The sequence below is a fragment of the Mesorhizobium sp. M0195 genome (assembly GCF_040322115.1).
Taxonomy (GTDB): Bacteria; Pseudomonadota; Alphaproteobacteria; order Rhizobiales; family Rhizobiaceae; genus Mesorhizobium.
Genome location: NZ_JAMYSV010000004.1, coordinates 95,677 through 117,399 on the forward strand (window position 1 = coordinate 95,677; position 21,723 = coordinate 117,399).

At 63.7% G+C, this 21,723-nt stretch carries 18 protein-coding genes; 13 read left to right on the forward strand and 5 right to left on the reverse strand.

What is annotated here, in order from left to right:
• Positions 1-288: 288 nt before the first annotated feature.
• A complete protein-coding gene (locus NKJ12_RS10960; RefSeq protein WP_352702645.1) occupies positions 289-1,371 on the forward strand; it encodes a trypsin-like serine peptidase in 1,083 nt (360 codons plus the stop codon).
• A gap of 160 nt (positions 1,372-1,531) precedes the next feature.
• On the opposite strand, the gene NKJ12_RS10965 is transcribed toward NKJ12_RS10960, so the two are convergent.
• The 3 genes from NKJ12_RS10965 to NKJ12_RS10975 form a co-directional block, all read right to left on the reverse strand.
• Positions 1,532-2,227, reverse strand: coding sequence for a DUF4760 domain-containing protein (locus NKJ12_RS10965; RefSeq protein WP_352702647.1), 696 nt, complete (start codon positions 2,225-2,227; stop codon positions 1,532-1,534).
• The gene (locus tag NKJ12_RS10970) at positions 2,224-2,604 is read right to left on the reverse strand and encodes a hypothetical protein (protein ID WP_352702648.1); all 381 of its coding nucleotides are present in this window, start codon (positions 2,602-2,604) and stop codon (positions 2,224-2,226) included. The genes NKJ12_RS10965 and NKJ12_RS10970 overlap by 4 nt, the downstream gene beginning before the upstream one ends.
• Before the next feature lie 102 nt (positions 2,605-2,706).
• A complete protein-coding gene (locus NKJ12_RS10975) occupies positions 2,707-4,908 on the reverse strand; it encodes a caspase family protein (protein ID WP_352702651.1) in 2,202 nt (733 codons plus the stop codon).
• A 207-nt stretch (positions 4,909-5,115) separates the two neighbouring features.
• Between NKJ12_RS10975 and NKJ12_RS10980 the strand changes: the two genes are divergently transcribed.
• Positions 5,116-5,520, forward strand: a complete 405-nt coding sequence (locus NKJ12_RS10980) for a Fur family transcriptional regulator (RefSeq protein WP_023675234.1) — start codon at positions 5,116-5,118, stop codon at positions 5,518-5,520.
• A gap of 109 nt (positions 5,521-5,629) precedes the next feature.
• Here the strand turns inward: NKJ12_RS10980 and polA are convergent, their stop codons facing one another.
• Positions 5,630-8,578, reverse strand: coding sequence for a DNA polymerase I (gene polA, locus NKJ12_RS10985; protein WP_352702653.1), 2,949 nt, complete (start codon positions 8,576-8,578; stop codon positions 5,630-5,632).
• 443 nt (positions 8,579-9,021) lie between these two features.
• Between polA and NKJ12_RS10990 the strand changes: the two genes are divergently transcribed.
• From NKJ12_RS10990 to NKJ12_RS11010, 5 genes are all read left to right on the forward strand, one after another.
• Positions 9,022-10,407 carry a M20/M25/M40 family metallo-hydrolase gene (locus tag NKJ12_RS10990; RefSeq protein WP_352702656.1) on the forward strand — a complete coding sequence of 462 codons (1,386 nt, stop codon included), beginning with the start codon at positions 9,022-9,024 and terminating at the stop codon, positions 10,405-10,407.
• 103 nt (positions 10,408-10,510) lie between these two features.
• Positions 10,511-11,131 (forward strand): ribonuclease D, encoded by a 621-nt coding sequence (locus NKJ12_RS10995; protein ID WP_023675237.1) that lies wholly within the window; start codon positions 10,511-10,513, stop codon positions 11,129-11,131.
• A gap of 43 nt (positions 11,132-11,174) precedes the next feature.
• Positions 11,175-11,426: a hypothetical protein gene (locus tag NKJ12_RS11000; RefSeq protein ID WP_352468327.1), complete on the forward strand. Its 252-nt coding sequence runs from the start codon at positions 11,175-11,177 to the stop codon at positions 11,424-11,426.
• A gap of 425 nt (positions 11,427-11,851) precedes the next feature.
• Positions 11,852-14,104, forward strand: coding sequence for a transglycosylase domain-containing protein (locus NKJ12_RS11005; protein ID WP_352702658.1), 2,253 nt, complete (start codon positions 11,852-11,854; stop codon positions 14,102-14,104).
• A gap of 61 nt (positions 14,105-14,165) precedes the next feature.
• On the forward strand, positions 14,166-14,918 hold the full coding sequence (locus NKJ12_RS11010) for an SDR family NAD(P)-dependent oxidoreductase (protein WP_254816795.1): 753 nt from the start codon (positions 14,166-14,168) through the stop codon (positions 14,916-14,918).
• A gap of 177 nt (positions 14,919-15,095) precedes the next feature.
• Here the strand turns inward: NKJ12_RS11010 and NKJ12_RS11015 are convergent, their stop codons facing one another.
• Complete coding sequence (locus NKJ12_RS11015) at positions 15,096-15,545, reverse strand: baeRF12 domain-containing protein (RefSeq protein ID WP_352506618.1); 450 nt, start codon at positions 15,543-15,545, stop codon at positions 15,096-15,098.
• 436 nt (positions 15,546-15,981) lie between these two features.
• Here NKJ12_RS11015 and cysG point away from each other — a divergent pair, with 436 nt between their 5' ends.
• The 6 genes from cysG to NKJ12_RS11045 all read left to right on the forward strand — a co-directional run bounded on the left by cysG (position 15,982) and on the right by NKJ12_RS11045 (position 21,711).
• The gene (gene cysG / locus NKJ12_RS11020) at positions 15,982-17,433 is read left to right on the forward strand and encodes a siroheme synthase CysG (protein WP_352702660.1); all 1,452 of its coding nucleotides are present in this window, start codon (positions 15,982-15,984) and stop codon (positions 17,431-17,433) included.
• Positions 17,430-17,735: a DUF2849 domain-containing protein gene (locus NKJ12_RS11025; RefSeq protein WP_352702663.1), complete on the forward strand. Its 306-nt coding sequence runs from the start codon at positions 17,430-17,432 to the stop codon at positions 17,733-17,735. The genes cysG and NKJ12_RS11025 overlap by 4 nt, the downstream gene beginning before the upstream one ends.
• A 73-nt stretch (positions 17,736-17,808) precedes the next feature.
• Positions 17,809-19,479, forward strand: a complete 1,671-nt coding sequence (locus NKJ12_RS11030; RefSeq protein ID WP_352506615.1) for a nitrite/sulfite reductase — start codon at positions 17,809-17,811, stop codon at positions 19,477-19,479.
• Complete coding sequence (locus NKJ12_RS11035; protein ID WP_352506614.1) at positions 19,454-20,218, forward strand: phosphoadenylyl-sulfate reductase; 765 nt, start codon at positions 19,454-19,456, stop codon at positions 20,216-20,218. The genes NKJ12_RS11030 and NKJ12_RS11035 overlap by 26 nt, the downstream gene beginning before the upstream one ends.
• Before the next feature lie 209 nt (positions 20,219-20,427).
• The gene (locus tag NKJ12_RS11040) at positions 20,428-20,964 is read left to right on the forward strand and encodes a DUF934 domain-containing protein (protein ID WP_254816801.1); all 537 of its coding nucleotides are present in this window, start codon (positions 20,428-20,430) and stop codon (positions 20,962-20,964) included.
• A 126-nt stretch (positions 20,965-21,090) separates the two neighbouring features.
• Positions 21,091-21,711, forward strand: a complete 621-nt coding sequence (locus NKJ12_RS11045; RefSeq protein ID WP_352506613.1) for a DJ-1/PfpI family protein — start codon at positions 21,091-21,093, stop codon at positions 21,709-21,711.
• Positions 21,712-21,723 lie beyond the last annotated feature (12 nt).

Consider the following 21,723-nt stretch of genomic DNA (forward strand, 5'->3'; position numbering starts at 1 on the left):
TCCGTCACAAAACCGAGTACCACTTTTGCTAAATCGTGGTGTCGAGCCAAACCCGCCCAAATCTATAATCCCCCACGGGCTATGTGGAGGCAATTTATCGTTGCCAATGTTGGATTATTTTAGGCAGTATACGTTGCGGGCATTTTTGGCGGGGACCTAAACTGGCTGCACTGAATAATGGCCTGGTAAAGGCGCCGGCAACCCATTTCATTTTTCGGCGCCACCACGATCTAGACAATATTTCTGTATCTTGATCCAGTCCTTGCTGACTTTTGGGAGAGTCTCACCATGACAAAACTGACACAGTGCATTATTGCGTCTGCGTTGCTTTCCACCGCAATGTGGGCGGTTCCTGCCTTGGCTGCCGAGCCAGGTTCCGCCAATGCCGGCAACGGCGAAAGCATGCGTGACGTAACATCGGGCGGTTACAAGCCTGGCCGGGCGAAACCGATCGCCCCGCCGAAACTGACAGAGGACGAGGCCAACCGTGCCGCGCCGCTCACCGACGAAGCAACGGCCGTCAAATCCTATGGCATCGTCGGCCGCTCCGCCGATGGCAAGGACATCAAGATCGATCCGAACGAGACGCTGAAGGACCTTGTCATCAAGGAAATGAACGCGCCCGCCGAGGGACAGAAGTCCGAGAATTCCGGGCTGAGCGGAGGCGACGAGGCAGGCCGCCAGGTGTTCGGGACGGACGACCGGGAGCAGATCAAGAATACCAAGACCTACCCGTTCACCGCGATCGGCTACCTCGAAGGCAAATCGAAGAGCGGCAGCTATGGCAGCTGCTCGGCGACGCTGATCGGCCCGCGCACGGTGCTCACCGCGGCGCACTGCCTCTACAGCCACGAAGACAAGGCCTGGCTGGACGATATCCTGTTCGTGCCGGCTCTCAACGGCAAGACTGCCGACGACGCACCGTTCGGCGCCTTCACCTATGAAAGCGCCTATATCGTCCAGGGCTTCATCGACAATTATCAGGGCTTTTACGGCTCGGTCGTGCCATGGGATCTCGGCATCGTCACCTTGAAGCAGGATGTCGGCACCAATCTCGGCTGGCTGGGCTATGCCAATTATGTGGATCTCGGCGACTTCACCGCCAACATCGTCGGCTATCCTGGCGACAAGCCGATGGGCACGATGTGGAAGGCGACCTGCGAAGTGCTCGCCGAACACATCGCCATCGAGTATTTCCAGTATGACTGCGACACTTATCCGGGATCGAGCGGCAGCTCGGTCTACGCCTATGACAATGGCTCCAAGCAGCGCGTCATCACCGGCGTGAACGTGGCTGAGAGCCCGGATGCCAACACCGCCGTGCGTCTGAACGCCATCAACGTCCAGTGGATCAACAGCCTGTACAAATAGGCCTGCAGAGTTTCCGCCGCGATCGTCGGGGGGTGGGTTATCTATTCAGCTGCATTTCTGCGACGCCAAGTGTGATCACACTTGGCTGCAAAATGCTCCAATCAAAGGGGCGGCGGAGCATTTCCGTCGCTGGCTTCGCATTTTTCGGGGATTATCTGGACTAGGCCGAGGGTGGCGCCTGGCGGACATAGTTCTCGATCGGCTGGGCGAAAGTCGGTGAACCGGCCTTGCGCTCCCTGTCGATATAGCCGGCAAAATAGCTCCAGAAGGAAGCGGCATAGTCGCGGAAATAGGAGTCGGCGACCTCACGCGAGCACAGCCCGCCTTCGACACAGAAGGACAGGCGGTTGAGGAAATAGACGATGCGGTCGAAATTGTCGCTGAACTCGGCAAGCGGCATGTCGCCGCCGGTTGCGCTCATCGCTTCGATGCCGATGCGTTGTCTGAACACCTGTTCCTCGGTCGGCGTCGGATTGGCATTGAGCAGATTGCCGTATTTGGCGTTGAGCGCCGCCAGGCGTTGCTTGAGGGCCCGTTGCGCCTGCTGGTAATCCTTGCTTTCCCAGAGCTCGACCAGCGACATCGTTTGCTCGACGCGCTTCTGCTCCTGGTTCGCCAGGAACTGGTAGACCGAAAAGATCAAGGTGAGGATGATCGCCAGGCGCACCAGCAATCCGGACCAGGCATAGACGAGCATGCGCCAGTCGCGATCGGTGAATGGGTTCGCCTCCTTCTTGACCTCGTGATTGCTCACCCACGGCAGGCCTTCGACGGTTTCCGGCAGCGACACCGGCTTCTTTTGCGGTACCGGCGCGGTCACTGCCTGCTGCGTTGCGTTGCCCCCCGCTTTCGTCATCCGCAGCTGTCCAGTTCTATGGTGGCGGACGGGTCGAGCACGATGCCCGGCGTCTCCAGCTTCTTCTTCAGGCAATCCAGCTGCGCCCGCGAAACAATGAACTGCACGTCAGGCGCCACCTGCGCCTTGCCCGGCGACGGCAATGGTTCGACCACGCCGCGTGAGGTGCAGCTGCTGAGATCGACGATGACGGCGGCGTTGCCGGTTTTGGCGATCTGGTCGTACTGGTCGAGAAAGCAGCTCGCCAGTTCGGAATTGATGACGACCTCCTTGGCGCAGAGGCCGCAAGCCTCGTCCGCCGAAGCATTGGCGGCCAGCAACAGCCCGGCGACAAGGCCGGCGGTTGTTGCGCGCCACGAAAATACGGTCCTGTTCACGAACGCCCTCATCCGTTCCGTTCGGCCGCCGACAACGGCGGTCGAAGAATGTTCATTATCAGCCGATTAGGCAAGAGGCCCGGCCGGGCACCTGACCCCGCCTCAGGCGCGCGGCACCGTCTCCATCGGGAAGATCATCACGGCGCCCTTCGACCCCTTGTCGTCGGTGAGCCGCATGGCCGAACGCGTCGCCGGCGCCATGCCGATATCGGCCAGCATATCGGAGAAGCTTGGCTGTCCAAGTCCGCGCGTTACAGAGACAACCCCCTCTTGCGCCAGGAAACTCAGATCCTGCTTCTCGCTCTGCGGCGGCGCCTCGGTCAAGACGGCGATCATCCGCTCCATGCCGAAGCTGGTATCGGTGAATTTGAACAGGCCTTCCTCGAGCACGGCGCCTTCGGTCAGGCGCTCGGCAAGAAAATGCTGGATGGAATAGTCGGAGCCGACGTAGAGCACGTTGATGTCGACCAGGTTGGTCGAACCGTTCCTGGCCAGCACGTGGACCTGATCGTCGGGCGAAACACGCGGCACCTTCGACGGTTCGATCGGCTGCAGCGTGTCGGTGTCAAAACGCTTGATCCGGAACTCGACGCTGACCTCTTCCGGCCGATAATCGGAAGCGGCGGCCAGCCTCGACAGGCCGATGGCGCGGAAGATTTTCGTCAGGTTCTTGGCCGCTGCATCGACCAACTTTTCGCGGCCGTCCGGATGAATGACGATCAGCGGCGGCTTGCTGCCGTCCTTGAGCGTCATGTCGCCCGAAGCCGGCAGGAACCACAGTGCCGACGCGTCGGTGGCATCTTCTGCAGCGCCGGCAATGGCGTTCTCGCGCAGCACGGCGAGACGCAGATCTGCGCTCTTGCCCGGCTCGACCAGCGCGATGTGGAACCCTGAGTTCTCCCTGGCCGCCAGATCGTCGAGAACCGAGTTCGCCAGCGCGGCCTCTTTCTCGAGGCCGTTGGTCGCCGCCGGCCGCGCAATCACGAGCTTGTAGTCGACGGCGAGCTCGGCGAGCCGGGCATAGGCATTGGCGGGGATGTCGGCCAGCTTGATCGCCGGCTTGCCGCCGAACTCGACCGGCTTGACCCGGCTTTCCAGGTTTTTCGCCGACTGTACCTGGAGATAGCCAAGCGCGTCGGACAGCGGCGACAGCGCCGAGGGCAATATTGCGAGCCTGCTGCCAGGGGTGAGCCGATGCAGCAGTCCGGCGCCGATCGTGGCTTTGTCGTTCTCGATGACGATCGGCCATTGCATGACCGCGTCTGTCTTGTCGGTGCCGAAGACGCGGGCGTCGAGTTCCCCTTCGAACAGCGGCGTCGGCCGGGTGCGGCCGTCCGCCGAATATTGCTGCAGCACGGCCTGGCCGAGCTGGCGGTAGGTGATGTTGGGATTCTCGGCCAGTTTCGACAGGATGGTGAAGGTGAACAGCCCGAATCGAGGCGCATCGGCCGTGCCCTTGGGCAGCGGCATCTCGGGCGTCGTCTCCACCGTTTGCGCCGCGTAGAAGGCGACCAATTTGCCCTTGGTGGTCGGCGCGGCGCCGGTCGGCGTCAGCTTGAAGGCCGGCTTGCGCTGCCCGTCCTCGTCAAAGCCGCGTGGCGCGGCCGACGCAATCTCGTCATAGGCTTTCACCGCAGCCGCCCTGGCAGCGTCGTCGCCGCCGACCAGATCGGCGAACTCGACCTTGCGTTCCAGCTCGTCATCGGCCTCGGCGGCGCGCGTCGCAGTGCCGGAATGGCAGCAGTCGAATACGGCCCAGATAAAGGCGCCCTTGTCGCGGATAGCGTCAAGTGCGGTGCCGATCTCGTTGTCGACCAGCGCATTGGGCACGCCCGTTTCGCGGTTGACCCATTTGTCGATGTCGGACGGCAAGAAAATCTCGTCGAGGCCGTCCGTCTCGTCGCCCTTGTTCGCCGCCGGCTGCTGCGCGCCGTGACCGGACAAATGCAGGTAGACGAAATCGTCACGCTGGACCTTGGCGGCAAGATCGGCGAGTGCTGCCTTGATCGCCGCATGTGTCGGCGGTCCGTTGGCGCCTTCGACATCCTTGGCGAGCAGCGCGACGTTTTCGGCTGAAAACTTCACCGGCGCGGGCGTGTACTTCAGGAGGTAATCGCGCACCAGGCCGGCATCGTTCTTCGGTCCGATCAGCCAGTTCTTCTTCGGCAGGTTCGGATAATCGGTGCAGGCAACAAGCAGCGCATGGTAGGTGCGCGCCGCTGCGAATGCCCGAAACGGCACCAGGCCGGCAGCGGCCAGCGCGGACGTGCCGGCAAGCAGCGTCCGCCGCGTCACTTTGATCATGATTGCTTCCCCAAGCCCGATCGAATTTCCAAGCACGGCCAGCCTGGCCGAGGATGTCAGTATTTTGAATATGGCGTCGCCGGTCTGCCGACCATCGGCTGCGATACAAACAGTAGCAAAAAAGGCAGTTCGTCGCTATCTCAGTGGAAGAGGCCGGATTGCATGCCTAATGGCAGCGATCGGCACGGAGCGGCTTGGAACGGGATCATGGCGGCAAGGGATGTACTGACGAAGAACCAGCTTTGCGTGCTCGAGAAACTCGAGGCCGCCAGCGGACCGCTCAGCGCCTATACGTTGCTCGACCAATTGCGCGAGCGCGGTTTTCGCGCGCCGCTGCAGGTCTACCGGGCGCTCGACACGCTGGTGAAATCCGGCTTCGTGCACAGGCTCGAAAGCCTCAATTCTTTCGTCGCCTGTGCCGAGCCGCACGACCACAGCCATTCGATGACGGCGTTTGCCATCTGCGACACCTGCGGCCAGGTGACCGAGTTCTCCGACCATGATGTCGGCCACCGGCTCGACGAATGGGTGCGCTCGACCGGCTTCGCCGCCAAGAAGGCGGTGATCGAGTTTCGTGGGACATGTGCGAAGTGCTTGGCCGAGGCGGCTTGAGGCCGGTTAGGCCGCAACATAGCGGTGGCGACCTTTTGATGTCGGCAGGACAGAGGGGGCGCGAAAGATCGCTACAGATTACAATTGGTCGGCCGCGGACGTCCGCACGCTAATGCGCCTCTTCCCAGTTGTCGGCGGCGCGGGCGTCGACGTGCAGCGGCACCGACATCGACACCGCCGGCATGGCGGCGTTCTCCATGACGTGGCAGACGACCGGGATCGTCGCCTCGACCTCGGCTTCGACGGTCTCGAAAACCAGTTCGTCATGCACCTGCAGCAGCATGCGGGCAGAAAGCCTGGCCTTTTCCAGCGCCTCGTCCATGCGGATCATGGCGCGGCGGATGATGTCGGCGGCGGTTCCCTGCAGGCGGGCGTTGATCGAGGCGCGCTCGTTGAAGGCGCGGACCGAGGGATTTGACGATCTGATCTCCGGGTAATGGATGCGGCGGCCGAAAATGGTTTCGACATAGCCGTGCTCGCGGGCATAGGCCTTGGTCGCATCGATATAGTCGCGGATGCCGGGGAAACGCTCGAAATACTTCTTGATGTAGTCGCCGGCTTCCTCGCGCGCGATCGACAGCTGGTTGGCGAGGCCAAAAGCGGAAATGCCGTAGATGATGCCGAAATTGATCGCCTTGGCACGGCGGCGCACTTCCGAAGGCATGCCTTCGACCGGCACGTTGAACATTTCAGACGCGGTGATCGCGTGGATGTCGGCGCCGTCGGCGAAGGCCTGCTTGAGCTGCGGGATTTCGGCGACGTGGGCGAGCACGCGCAGCTCGATCTGGCTGTAGTCGGCGGAAACCAGCTTGTTGCCCTTGTCGGCAATGAAGGCCGTCCTGATCTTGCGGCCTTCGACGGTGCGCACCGGAATGTTCTGCAGATTGGGATCCGAGGACGACAGCCGCCCGGTCGTCGTTGCGGCAAGCGCGTAGGAGGTGTGGACGCGCTTGGTGTCGGGATGGATGAAGCCGGGCAGCGCATCGGTATAGGTCGATTTCAGCTTGGTCAGCTGGCGCCAGTCGACGATCTTGCGCGGCAATTCATGGCCTTCGGCGGCGAGGTCTTCGAGAAGCTGCGCCGAGGTCGACCACTGGCCGGTCTTGGTTTTAGAACCGCCGGGCAGGCCCATCCTGCCGAACAGGATGTCGCCGAGCTGTTTTGGCGAGCCGATGTTGATGCGTTCGCCGACCAGCTGGTAGATTTCGTCCTCAAGCCGTGCGGCACCCTGTGCCAGTTCGCCGGAGAGCCGCGACAGGATCTGCCGGTCGACGGAGATGCCGCGCTGTTCCATCCGCGCCAATACGGGCACCAGCGGCCGTTCCAGCCGTTCATAGACCGAGACCAGGCCCTTGGCGGCAAGCCGTGGCTTCAGCACCTGCCAGAGCCTGAGCGCGACGTCGGCGTGCTCGGCGCCGTAAGCCGTCGCCTTGCCGAGGTCGGCCTGATCGAGGCCGACGAAGCTTCTTCCCGAACCGGCAAGTTCCTTCAGCGGAATGGTCGCGTGGCCGAGCCATTTATCGGCCAGCGCCTCCAGGCCGTGGCCACCGTGGGTGCCGGCCTCGAGCACGTAGGAGATCAGCATGGTGTCGTCATAGGGGCCGACCTCGATGCCGTGACGGCTCATGACGACAAGGCGGTATTTCATGTCGTGCACGATCTTGAGGACGGATTTGTCCTCGAGCAGCGGCTTGAGCAACGCCAGCGCGTCGCGGACCGGGATCTGGTTTTCGACCGCGCCGCCGCCGAGCAGGTCGCCATTGCCGTTTTTATGGGCAAGCGGCACATAGGCGGCATGGCCAGGCGCGACGGCCATGGCAAGGCCGATCAGTTCGGCCCGCATCGGATCGGGCGAGGAGGCCTTAACGTCGAAGGCGACGATGCCTCTCTCCATCGCCTCGGCGATCCAGACCTTCAGCGTCGCGGCGTCGCGGATGCAGGCGTAGGCGCTGGTGTCGATCTTGCGGGTGGTCGCAGCCTCCAGGCGAAGCGCCGAAAGCAGCGATGGGGTGTCGCCTTGCTTGGCTGCAGCCGGAGCCTCGAGCGCCGCTTCGTCCGGCGGCGGTGCGCTCTCGGCGGCCGCGGGCAGGCCAAAACCCATATCGGGGCCGTGCGCGGTATCGGCACGCTCTACAGTGACGGGGGTGGCTGGAACATCGCCCGCGTCGGTTCCGGTCGCTTCGGCCACGCGGCGGGTCAGCGTCGAGAATTCCATGGTCTTGAGAAAGCCGATCAGCCTGGGGCCGTCCGGCGCATGCAACACGAACTCGTCAAGCCCTTCGGTCACCGGCACGTCGTTCTTCAGCCTCACCAGGTCACGCGAAATCCGCGCCTTGTCGGCATTGGCGATGATCGATTCGCGCCGCTTGTCCTGCTTGATCTCGCCGGCGCGGGCGAGCAGCGTGTCGAGGTCGCCGAACTGTTCGAGCAATTGCGCCGCCGTCTTTGGCCCGATGCCGGGTACGCCCGGCACATTGTCGACCGAATCGCCGGTCAGCGCCTGCAGGTCGATCATCTTCTCCGGCGGCACGCCCCATTTCTCGATCACCTCGGAAACGCCTATCTGGCGGTCCTTCATCGGGTCGTACATGGCAACCGTCGGGCCGACCAGCTGCATCAGGTCCTTGTCGGAGGAGATGATGGTGGTGTCGGCGCCGGCTTCGCAGGCAAGCCGGCAATAGGTGGCGATCAAATCGTCGGCCTCGTAGCCTTCCGTCTCAAGGCATGGCAGGTTGAATGCCCTGGTCGCCTGGCGGATCAGGCCGAATTGCGGGATCAAATCTTCCGGCGGCGCCGAGCGGTTGGCCTTGTATTCGGGGTAGAGGTCGTTGCGGAAGGTCTTCGACGAATAGTCGAAAATCACGGCGAAATGCGTCGGCACGATGCCGACATCGGTGTTGCGGGCGTCCTGCGTCAGCTTCCAGACCATGTTGCAGAAGCCGAGCACGGCACTGGTCGGCAGCCCGTCGGACTTGCGGGACAGTGGCGGGAGCGCGTGATAGGCACGGAAGATGTAGCCGGAGCCGTCGACAAGGAAGAGATGATCGCCTTTTTTCATGGCACGAGGGATAGCGCGGCGCAGCGCCGCGGTCCATGCCAAAGGCGGCTTGCGCCAAGGGTTCCGGCAACACCCTGACAAATGGCGTGCGAGCTTGGCCGGCCCTGCCGGCCTGGCCGCAGCTTTGTTCGCTCACGCCTATGTTACAAAAGTGTAATTTTTGTGCCCTTGAATCGCCACGTTCGCAGACACAGATAAACGCCATCGGCAGTTTTCGCCGAAGTCCGGAGCAAGGCCCGTCCCCCGCCTATCCCGGACACTTGCGGCAGCCTATCCCCCCTCTCCGGGCTGCCGCATCGTTTCGAGTAAAGGCCGCCGTGGTTCCCCTCCACCACGGCGGCATTTTTTTGCCGTTGGACAGGAAGCTGTGGCCCAACGGTCGCGGGCTTTCCGTTTCACCGCATGGGCTCTAGATTCGCCGCCAGAATCGAAAGGCCCGCCAGATGTCCGCAGTTTCCCCTGTTCTCGACCGCCTAGACAAGAACTTCGACCAGAGCCTGGAACGCCTGTTCGGCCTGCTCGCCATCAAGTCGATCTCCACCGATTCGGACTACGCCGCCGACTGCCGCAAGGCCGCCGAATGGCTAGTCGCCGAGCTCAAGCTGATCGGCTTCGACGCCAGCTTGCGCGACACGCCGGGACATCCGATGGTGGTCGCGCATCACGATGGGCCGGCGGGCGCGCCGCATCTGCTGTTTTATGGCCATTACGACGTCCAGCCGGTCGATCCGATCGAGCTGTGGGAAAGCGACCCGTTCGCGCCGGCGGTCAAGGAGATCGAGCCCGGCCACAAGGTGATCACCGGCCGCGGCGCGGCCGACGACAAGGGCCAGCTGATGACCTTCGTCGAGGCCTGCCGCGCGTGGAAGCAGGTGCATGGCGGATTGCCGTGCCGAATCACAATCCTGTTCGAGGGCGAGGAGGAGTCCGGATCGCCGTCGCTGAAGCCGTTTCTCGAGGCGAATGCGGATGAGCTCAAGGCCGATTTCGCGCTCGTCTGCGACACCGGCATGTGGGACCGTGATACGCCGTCGATCTGCGTCTCGCTGCGCGGGCTGGTCGGCGAGGAGATCACGGTGACTGCCGCCGACCGCGACCTGCATTCCGGGCTCTATGGCGGTGCGGCCGCCAATCCGATCCGCATCCTGGCAAAGATCCTGGCCGACATCCACGATGCGGATGGTCACGTCACCATTCCAGGTTTTTATGACGGCGTCGAGGAAACGCCGTCGCAGATATTGCAATCGTGGCTGTCGCTCGGCGAGACGGCCGAGACCTTCCTCGGCCCGATCGGCCTGTCGATTCCGTCCGGCGAAAAGGGCCGCTCGGTGCTCGAGCTCACCTGGGCGCGACCGACGGCCGAGTTCAACGGCATTATCGGCGGCTATACCGGCAAGGGCTTCAAGACGGTGATCGCCGCGCAAGCCTCGGCAAAAGTCTCCTTCCGCCTGGTCCACAAACAGGATCCGGAAAAAATCCGCGCCGCTTTCCAGGCATTTGCCAGGCAGCGCGTGCCAGCGGACTGCTCGGTCGAATTTCATCCGCATGGCGGCTCGCCGGCAATCCAGCTTTCCTACGACTCGCCCTTCCTGGCCAAGGCCAAGCAGGCGCTGTCCGACGAATGGCCGAAGCCGGCGGTGGTGACCGGCGGCGGCGGGTCGATCCCGGTGGTCGGCGATTTCCAGACCTATCTCGGTATGGAATCGCTGCTGGTCGGTTTCGGCCTCGACGACGACCGCATCCACTCGCCGAACGAGAAGTACGAGATGAGCTCCTTCCACAAGGGCCAGCGCTCCTGGGCGCGCCTTCTCGAGGCGCTGACACGCTGAAATTGCGCCAGACTCAAGTTTTTGTTGATTTTTCGCCGGATCGCGGCAAGGACGGGCACGGTCCGTCGCGCATCGCTGCACGGGGCCGCGACCGGAGAAGACGATGAGCGACATACGTTTCCACAAAAACGATCTGCCCGGCCTGCTGCATTACGATGTCGGGGCGGTCGCCATCGACACCGAGACGCTAGGGCTGAACCCGCATCGCGACCGGCTCTGCGTCGTCCAGATCTCGCCGGGCGACGGCTCGGCCGACGTCATCCAAATTGCGCCCGGCCAGAAGAAGGCGCCGAACCTCGTCAGCCTGCTCAAGAACCGCAGCATTACCAAGCTTTTTCATTACGGCCGCTTCGATCTCGCCGTGCTCTACAACGCCTTCGGCGTCATGCCGGAGCCGGTGTTCTGCACCAAGATCGCGTCGCGGCTGACGCGCACCTACACCGACCGGCACGGGTTGAAGGACATCTGCTTCGAGCTTCTCGGGGTCGGCCTGTCGAAGGCGCAGCAATCATCCGACTGGGCAGCCGAGACGCTGTCGCCTGAGCAGCTCGAATATGCCGCCTCCGACGTGCTCTACCTGCACCGGCTGCGCGACGTACTGAGCGCGCGTCTGGCGCGCGACAACCGGACCAGGGAGGCCGATGCCTGCTTCCGCTTCCTGCCGACGCGTGCGAAACTCGACCTGATGGGCTGGGATGAAGAGGACATCTTCGCCCACAGCTAATGGCCTTCTGGCACTTTAACGCCGTCGGCCGGGAGGAATTGAAATGGCTGCGCGAAAACCAATCGAGACGGCACCCAAGGACGGTTCCAAGATCACCGTCTACTGGCAGGACAGCGACGGCGTGATGAACGAGAGCATCGCGCAATACCGTTCGCTCGACCGGCTGAAGGCGGCCGGCGGCGACTGGGACGAAAGCGATGCCGGCTGGTGGGCCTATACGGACGGCCATACGCAAAGGAAGATCGAGCCAATCAGCTGGCGGCCGGCCTCCGACGACCCGGACGCGGACGACTGAGGGTTGTCGCAACGGTCGAACTCGGCGCTGCCCCTCAACCCCTGCTGGGACCTTCTCCCCGTGAGAACGGCGAGAAGGGGCTTGGCCGCAACGCCGGCGATCTCCCCTCGCACCGTCTTTCACGAGGAGAGGGTAAGGGTGAGGGGCAGCGCAACCGAACGACTATTGTGCGGCAACGCGTATTTTGTTCTTGCTTTGTGCCGGCAACTATGCTACTAATGTCGCTATGGTGCTCATTGGCTCCAACAACCCGCCCGCCGAGGCGGGTTTTTTCATTTCCGGCTTTGGCGCTGTCGCGGGCCGCGCCTGCTCCGCAAACGGTTGAATACACTTGACTTCGATTTTTCCCGACTTAACCCGCCCTTAAATCGCCGCATCTAGTCTTCAACCCCAACGCCATAAGCATCGGGAAGACAGCACAGCGCATGGCGAACCGGAAAGACAACCGCATCGAGCCCAGCTTCGAGGCATCGCCGGGGGCGAGATCCTCGGCCGGTTATTCGGTGAGCGAGGAGGACCGCGTCGTGCCGAGCAACCGAAAAGCCGCTGCAAAGCGCAAATCGTCCAAGGCCAAGCCGTCACGCGGCGGGCGCGGCAAAGGCCGGCGCGGCGTGTTCGCCGTGCTTGGCCGGCTGTTCTACTGGTGCTTCGTGCTGGCCATCTGGGGCGGCATCGCCACTGCCGGCATCGTCGTCTATTACGGCGCGAAAATGCCGGCGGCCACCACCTGGGCCATTCCCGATCGCGCCCCCAACATCAAGATCGTCTCGGTCGACGGCCAGCTGCTTGGCAATCGCGGCATGAGCGGCGGCGAGGCCGTCGGCCTGCACGAAATGTCGCCCTATATTCCCGAGGCCGTCATCGCCATCGAAGACCGCCGCTTCTATTCGCATTTCGGCATCGACCCGATCGGCCTTTCCCGGGCCATGGTGACCAATGTGCTGGGCGGGCATTTTTCGCAGGGCGGCTCGACGCTGACCCAGCAGCTGGCCAAGAACCTGTTCCTGACGCCGGACCGCACGCTGGAACGCAAGGTGCAGGAAGTGCTCTTGGCGCTGTGGCTGGAGCACAAGCATACGAAGGACCAGATCCTCGAAATGTACCTCAACCGGGTCTATTTCGGCTCCGGCGCCTATGGTGTCGAAGCGGCCTCGCGCCGCTATTTCGGCAAGAGCGCGCGTGACGTCACGCTGTCGGAGGCGGCACTTCTCGCCGGCCTGCTCAAGGCGCCGTCGCGGCTGTCGCCGGCGCGCGATCCAAAGGCGGCCGAGCAGCGCGCGCAGCTGGTGCTCGCCGCGATGCGCGACGAGGGCAAGATCAGCGCCAAGGAGCAGACCACGGCAATGAGCGCGCCGGCGACACGCGCGCCGTCCTACTGGACCGGCTCGGAAAACTACGTCGCCGATACGATCATGGAAGAACTGCCCGATCTGATCGGCGACGTGCGCCGCGATATCGTCGTCGACACGACCGTCGATCTGACGCTGCAGAAGCTCGCCGAGCAATCGATCCGCCGGCTGATCGACCAGAGCGGCAAGAAACTCAATGTCAGACAGGGCGCGCTGGTGTCGATCGACAATTCCGGCGCGGTGCGCGCGATGGTCGGCGGTTACGACTATTCGACCAGCCAGTTCGACCGCGCCTCGGAAGCGCGCCGGCAGCCGGGCTCGGCGTTCAAGCCGTTCGTCTATATGGCGGCGCTCGAATCCGGCCGCACGCCCGACAGCGTGCGCAACGACGCGCCGATCAAGATCGGCAACTGGACGCCCGACAATTACGGCGGCAAATATTTCGGCAAGGTGACGCTGGCGACGGCGCTGGCAAAATCGCTGAACTCGGTTGCCGCGCAGCTGACCATGGAAGTCGGGCCGAATGCGGTGGTCGAGGCGGCGCACCGCATGGGCATCCAGTCCGAGCTGACGGCCAACACCTCGATCGCGCTGGGCACCTCGGAAGTGACGCCGCTGGAACTGACCTCGGCCTATGTTCCCTTCGCCAATGGCGGGTATAAGCCGGACATCCATTTCATCCGCCGGGTCACGACGAGTGACGGCAAGGTGCTCTACGAAAACAATGGCGGCGGTGCGCCGCGCGTCGTCAAGCCCGATGTCGTCGGTATGATGAACTCGATGATGACCGGCACGGTCGAGATCGGCACTGCCAGGAAGGCGGCGTTCGCCTGGCCGGCGGCCGGCAAGACCGGCACCAGCCAGAATTCGCGCGACGCCTGGTTCATCGGCTATACAGCCAATTTGACCACCGGCGTCTGGTTCGGCAACGATGACGGCAGCGCGATGAAGAAGGTCACCGGCGGCGCGCTGCCGGCGCAGGCATGGCACGAGTTCATGGTCGCCGCGCATGAGGGCGTGCCGGTGCGGCCGCTGCCTGGAACCTGGAAATCGACGCCGCCCGACACCATCGTCCCGGATGACATACCGTCCGACACGGCGCCGCCGGCGCCGGTTGCTTCCGTCGGCCAATCGGCGCCGCCAACAGCAGCTACCCAGCCGGACTCGCGTCCCGTGCGTCCTGCCGAGACGGTCGATGCCGGCGGCCTGGCCATGCCGGGCGTCGACAGCGCCACCGCATCGATCAAGCACCGGGTGCCGCCCGGCGAAGTCGGCGGCCCGGTCAAGAAGCGGCAGACCTCGATATTGGATATTCTGACAGGCGGCTGAGGCTGATCCCCCTCGCAACCGCGACCGTGTTCGGCTACATGTCCGCCTGGAGACAAGCGACATGGCTGAACTCGACACCAGAAAGACGATCGTGCTGACCGGCGCCAGCCGCGGCATCGGCCATGCCACGGTCAAGCGCTTTTCACGCGAGGGCTGGCGCGTCATCACCTGCTCGCGCCAGGCCTTTGCCGAGGACTGCCCGTGGCCGGCCGGCCCGGAAGACCATATCAAGGTCGACCTCGCCGACCAGGAGGATGTCGGCATCGCGATCTCCGAGATCCGCCACCGGCTGGAGGCGCATGGCGGGCAGCTGCACGCGCTGGTCAACAATGCCGGCATCTCGCCGAAGCTCAAGGACGGCAACAGCCGCATGAACTCGATCGACACGCCGATGCATGTCTGGCGCGACGTCTTCCAGGTGAATTTCTTCGCCCCGATCATGCTGGCGCGCGGTCTGTTCAAGGAGCTGGCTTCGGCCAAGGGCTCGATCGTCAACGTCACCTCGATCGCCGGCACCCGCGTGCATCCTTTCGCCGGCACCGCCTACGCGACATCGAAGGCGGCACTCGGCTCGCTGACGCGCGAAATGGCGCATGATTTCGGCCCGCACGGCATCCGCGTCAATGCGATTGCGCCGGGCGAGATCGATACGGCGATCCTGTCGCCGGGCACGGAAAAAATCGTCGAGACGATCCCGCTGAGGCGGCTGGGCACCACGGCGGAAGTTGCCGACATCATTTTCTTCCTGTGCTCGCAGCAGGCGTCCTACGTGACCGGCTCGGAAATTCACATCAACGGCGGCCAGCACGTTTGAGCGGCTGAGTTTTGTCAATCGTCGGCGCTGCCCCTCATTCCCTGCCGGGACCTTCTCCCCGTGAAGAACGGGGAGAAGGGGGATCCCCAGCGCTGGCGACCCCCTCTCCCCATCCTTGACGGGAGGACCTGCTCCAGCCTGGGATTAATAAGGAAATTGCACGCCGCCGATGCCCGATCAGCTCGCCTGCAGCAGGCTCTCGATATCGGATATGCTGTGGTTGGTCAGCGTCTTTGGAATTTCGGCCGTTAACTTGTCGGTGACCTCCTTGTGCAGTTTCCTGCGCATGTCGCCCAGCACCGGCGGCGGCGCGATCAGCACGATCTCCTTGAATGTGCCGCGATGGGCGAGCTTGTAGAGCCTGTCGGCAATCTCTTCGGCAAAACGCTCCTTGCCGAGACGGTGCCAGTCGGTGTCCTCGACCGCACTGCGGTGGATTGAAGGGCCGTCGCTGTAGCGGCCGGGGCGGTCCGTGCCTTGTTCTCGGGTTGCCGGATTTTCCTGTTCCATCTCGTGCACGACTTGAAGGTCGGGATATTGGACGTCTCCACGGTTCTCGAGGAACAGCGCCTTTTCGCCATCTGCCACCACGATCCACAGTCCGCGTTTCAGTCTGACGTTGCTCATGGGGCGCTCCTTTTTTGATTTTCGAACCCACCGCCGGGCCTTTGCCGCAGGGGTGTGACCGGCCCGGGTCCATAGGGCAAACGCGTACCGAGGCGGGAATGTTCCGGCACTCGGACCCGGTGCTCCGACAGGGTCGGCGAGAGCGCGGGCTGCCGTCGATCGCTCGGTCAGCATCCGGCGGCTTAATCTACTAAATTGATAGAATTTAGAAAAATCTGGTTTGTGGTTAGCTCCTCCGGCCGCTAAAAAGGCAGCGGATCAAGGGCTGCAACAGCAGCTTCAATCTGCTCCGCATTTGAATGTGGAATATTTTTCTCTTGGCCTTCATGCTTGCAGAAAAGAGATTGCCTGCTACGAAGCGATGCGCGAGTGGGTGCCTTCTGGTTTTTCGCGCCCCCGCGTAGAACTGACAAAAGGTTCCAGGATTCCGCTCGTCATGCCGCAAGCCACGCCCAAGCTCAATGCCTTTCCCGTCTTCATGCGGGTCGAGGGCGAAGCCATAGCCATTGTCGGCGGCGCAGAGGAAGCGCTGGCCAAGGCGCGGCTGCTCGGGCAGTCGAGCGCTGTGCTGCGCATCATCAGCGATGAAACAAGCCCGGAGCTGCTGGCCTTTATCGCCGAGACGGGGGCCGCCCACATCGCCGACGCCTATGATGCAGCACATCTCAATGGTGCGGTGATGGTGTTTGCCGCCAGCGGCGACGAGGCGCTCGATCGCCGCGTTGCCGGGGATGCGCGCCGGCTGGGCATTCCGGTCAATGCCGTCGACCGGCCGGAGCTATGCGATTTCTTCACGCCGGCGCTGGTCAACCGCGCGCCGGTCGCCATTGCCATCGGCACGGAAGGTGCCGGCCCGGTGCTGGCGCAGATGCTGCGCAGCCGCATCGACCGCATGCTGTCGCCGTCGCTCGGTCCGCTCGCAGCGCTCGCCGCCTCGTTTCGCGATACCGCCGAAAGACTGCTGCCGAAGGGCGATGCCCGCCGCCGCTTCTGGAGCGATTTCTTTGGCGGCGCGCCAGCCCGCGCTGTCGAGGCCGGCGAGCTTTCGCAGGCGCATGATGCGGCCGTCGGCCTGCTGCTTTCGAAAGAACCGGCATCGGGCCATATCGCGCTTGTAGGCGCCGGTCCAGGCGCCGAGGACCTTTTGACGCTGCGCGCCCATCGCCTGCTGATGGAAGCCGACGTGATCGTCCATGACGCGCTGGTGCCGGAGGCGATCGTCGCCATGGGCCGCCGCGATGCCGAGCGCCTGCCGGTCGGCAAGCGCAAGGGCTGCCATTCCAAGAGCCAGGCCGAGATCAATGCGCTGCTGGTCGAGCTTGGCCACGCCGGCAAGCGTGTCGTGCGGCTGAAGTCCGGCGACCCGCTGGTGTTCGGCCGGGCCGGCGAGGAGATGGCGGCGCTTCGCGATGCCGGCGTCGCCTACGAAGTGGTTCCGGGCGTCACCGCCGCCTTCGCCGCCGCCGCCGATTTCGAGCTGCCGCTGACGCTGCGCGGCGTGTCGTCGTCGATGGTGTTCACCACCGGCCATGACCTCAAGGGCAATTCGCTGCCCGACTGGGCAAAGCTCGCCATTTCCGGCGCGACGGTCGCCGTCTATATGGGCCGCTCGGTCGCCGCCGAGGTCGCCGGCCGGCTGATCGAAGCCGGCCTGTCGCCGGATACGGCCGTCGCCGTGGTCGAGAATGCCAGCCTTGCCAACCGCCGCCGTTTCCACGGCACACTCGCCGACCTGCCGTCGCTGGAGGCGCGCGCCGACCTCAGCGGCCCGGTGATGACCATCATCGGCGACGCGGTGGCCGGCGCCAATTTCGAACGGTCCGAGCCGCTGGCGGCACACAGGCAGCAAAGCGTGGCCCGTGCTGCGGCGCAAGGAGTGAGCCAATGAAAGTGCTGACCGCGAACCGCCTCGCCGACGGCATAGCCGTCTGGTACGCCAATGGCGGCTGGGCCGAGACCATCGACCATGCCGACATCGCCCATGACAAGGCGGCCGAGGACCGGCTGGAGGCGATCGGCGCCAAGGCCTCCGCCGCCAACGAAGTGGTCGACGTCAACCTGATAGACGTGACCGTGGCCAACGGCACGGTCGAAGCGGTCCGGTTGCGCGAAAAGATCCGTGCCGCCGGCCCAACCACCCGCAACGATCTGGGCAAGCAGGCCCGTCCGCATGCCGCGCGCGCGGCATAGATGACACAAGCATGATCCCGATCATGCTCGAACGAAGAAAATAACGGGCGGACGCGCCCGGAAAGATCTGAATATGTACCGTTACGATGAGTTCGACCACGATTTCGTCAAAGCCCGCGTCGCCGAGTTCAGCGACCAGGTCGCGCGGCGCCTTGCCGGCGAGATCACCGAGGACCAGTTCCGGCCGCTGCGGCTGATGAACGGCGTCTATCTGCAACTGCATGCCTATATGCTGCGCATCGCGGTGCCCTATGGCACGCTGAACAGCAAGCAGCTGCGCATGCTCGGCCACATCGCCCGCAAATACGACAAGGGTTATGGGCATTTCACGACGCGCCAGAACATCCAGTTCAACTGGCCGGCGCTGTCGGACATCCCGGCGATCCTGGCGGATCTGGCAAGCGTCGAGATGCACGCCATCCAGACCAGCGGCAACTGCATTCGCAACGTCACCGCCGACCACTTCGCCGGCGCCGCCGCCGACGAGGTTGCCGATCCGCGCCCCTATGCCGAAATCCTGCGTCAATGGTCGTCGGTGCATCCGGAATTCTCGTTCCTGCCGCGAAAATTCAAGATCGCGGTGACCGGCGCCGAGCGCGACCGCGCCGCCATCCAGACGCATGACATCGGCCTGCACCTGAAGAAGAACGCCGCCGGTGAGCTTGGTTTCGCCGTCTATGTCGGCGGCGGCCAGGGCCGCACGCCGATGGTCGCCAAGAAGATCCGCGATTTCCTGCCCGAAGCGGATCTGTTGTCCTACTGCACGGCGATCCTGCGCGTTTACAACCTCTACGGCCGTCGTGACAACAAGTTCAAGGCGCGCATCAAGATCCTGGTCCATGAGACCGGCGTCGAGGAGATCACCCGCCAGGTCGAGGCCGAATGGCAGGCGTTGAAGGACGCCGAGCTGAGGCTGCCGGAAGAAGACATCCGCGCCATCGACGCCTATTTCGCGCCGCCTCCGCTTGTCGATCGGCCGGAAGGCGACGAGGCGGTCAAGCTTGCCCGCCTCGACTCCAAGAGCTTTTCCGAATGGCTGGACCAGAATGTGGTCACCCATCGCCATCCCGACTACGCGGCGGTGACCATCTCGCTCAAGGGCATCGGCGAGACGCCGGGCGATGCCTCCGACAGCCAGATGGAAGCGGTCGCCGACATTGCCGAAAAATATTCATTCGACGAGCTGCGCGTCAGCCACGAGCAGAACCTGATCCTGCCGCATGTCGCGCGGGCCGACCTCAAGGCGGTCTATGACGCGCTTGTCGATATCGGGCTGGCGACGGCCAATTCGAACCTGATCAGCGACATCATCTCCTGCCCCGGCCTCGATTATTGCGCGCTGGCGACGGCGCGCTCGATTCCCGTGGCGCAGGAAATCTCGCGGCGCTTCGCCTCACTGGAGCGCCAGCGCGAGATCGGCGAATTGAAGCTGAAGATTTCCGGCTGCATCAATGCATGCGGCCATCACCATGTCGGCCATATCGGCATCCTCGGGGTCGAGAAGAAAGGCGCCGAGCTCTACCAGGTGACGCTCGGCGGCTCGGCCGACGAGAACACCTCGGTCGGCGAGATCATCGGCCGCGGCTTCAGTTCGGAAGAGATCACCGATGCCATCGAGCAGATCGTCGAGACCTATCTCGGGCTTCGGCTGGACAGAAACGAAAGATTCATCGACGCCTACCGCCGTGTCGGTCCTGCGCCGTTCAAGGAGGCGCTCTATGCTGGCGAAGCCAAGGCCGCTTGACCGTATTGTCGACGTCGAGGCCGGCATCGCCGCCCAAGCGGCGGGTCTCGACGCGCTCTACGGCCATCTGAAGCCGCTGGAGATCATCGAGCGGTCAACCCGGGAATTCTTTCACGGCGAAATCGCCGCCGTCTCGTCCTTCGGCGCGGATTCGGCGGTGCTGCTGCACATGATCGCCGAGATCGACCGCACGCTGCCGGTGATCTTTCTCGACACCGGCAAGCATTTCGAGGAGACGCTCGGCTATCGTGACGCGCTGGCCGCCGATTTCGGGCTGACCGATATCCGGGTGATCAGGCCCGACGATGCGGCGCTGGCAAGGATCGACCCGACCGGCAATCTGAACGAGACCGACACCGACGCCTGCTGCGACGTGCGCAAGGTCGAGCCGCTGGCGCGCGGCGTCGAGCCGTTCCGCGCCTGGTTCACCGGCCGCAAGCGCTTCCAGGCGGCGACCCGGGCAGCGCTCCCGGTGTTCGAGGCGGTCGGCTCGCGCATCCGCATAAATCCGCTGGCGCACTGGACGACATCGGACCAGGCCGGCTACATGCGCGCGCATGCGCTGCGTGAAAACCCGCTGGTCGCCTATGGCTATCTGTCGATCGGCTGCTTCCCATGCACGCAGCCGGTGCAACCGGGCGACGACGCGCGCAGCGGCCGCTGGGCCGGGCACGCCAAGACCGAATGCGGCATCCACTTGTCGGGTTTGGAAAGGTCGCTGACTGACGCCTCACTTTAGGGCATATTGATATTCAGCCGGCCTGCAAATGGCGGCTTCCTGCGCTTCCGGTGCTCGCGTACCAAAGAGTACGCTCCGCTCCGGTTTTCGGAAGCAACGCAGTTTGGTCGCTTCGCGCCCGCCTTCGGCTCCGGCTCGGCCTGACCTGAATCTCAACGCACCCTGAGGTGCTTCGCACTTTAGACTCTTTGGACTTGGGAATTTTCTTGATGAGCGACTTGATAGCCGAAAACGGCACGCGGCTGTGGACACCGGATGGGTTCCGCGAGGACGAGTGGGTTCATGCCGAAAGCGCCGAGGCGCTGGTCGGCAATGGCCGTTTCATCCTGCCGTTGCAGGCGTTTCTCGGCCTCGATCCGGAGGTGCGGCGGTCGGCGAAGGAACGCATCGGCGTGCTGCTGCAGCCCGGCGACCAGCTCGACAAGATCGCCGGCCTGCTCGACCAGCTGTCGTTGGTGGCGCTGGCCTTTCCGGCGTTCAATGACGGCCGCTCGTTCTCCAAGGGCGAATTGCTGCGCAGCCGTTACCACTTCACCGGCGCCATGCGCGCCACCGGGCAGGTGCTTATCGACCAGCTGCCGCATATGCTGCGCCTCGGCTTCGACGAATTCGAGATCTCGCACCCGGTGCTGCTGAAGCGGCTCGAGCAAGGCCGCACAGGCGGACTGCCGCTGTTCTATCAGCCGGCGGTGAAGCCGGAGCCCAAAGGCCCGAAATATTCCTGGCGGCGGGTGCGCCCCGGCTGATCTGCTCCAGAGGGCCAGAAGCCTGTCTGGTCGGACCACATTCCCGATTCAGCCTTTTTGCGCCTCTCCGCCTTAGGATAGGCCCATTGTTTCGTGATCCGAATAAATGTGGCCACAAGGGAGGATATGGCTGGCAAGAAGATATTGATGCTCGTTGGCGAGTTCAGCGAGGAGTACGAGATTTTCGTCTTTGAACAGGCCATGCATGCGGTCGGCCACACCGTCCATGTCGTTTGCCCCGACAAGAAGGCGGGCGATATCCTGAAGACCTCGCTGCACGACTTCGAGGGCCACCAGACCTATACGGAAAAGCTCGGCCACGACTACATCCTCAACAAGACGTTTTCCGAGGTCAATCCCGCCGACTACGATGCCGTCCACGCGGCGGGCGGGCGCGGGCCGGAATATATCCGCATCGACAAACGCGTGCAGGCGCTGGTGCGGCATTTCCATGAGACGGGAAAGCCGATCTTCACCATCTGCCACGGCGTGCAGATCCTGATCGCAGTCGACGGCGTGGTGCGCGGCCGCGAAGTCGCGGCACTGCAATATTGCGAGCCGGAAGTCACGCTGGCCGGCGGCATCTATATCGATGTTGCGCCGACCGGCGCCCATGTCGACGGCAATCTGGTGTCGGCCAAGGGCTGGCCGGGCCTTGCCGCGTTCATGCGCGAATGCCTGAAAGTGCTGGCCACCGAGATCCGCCAAGGCGAGATCCTGATGCGCGACCAACGCCAGGCGGCTTAAGCTCGGAATTTG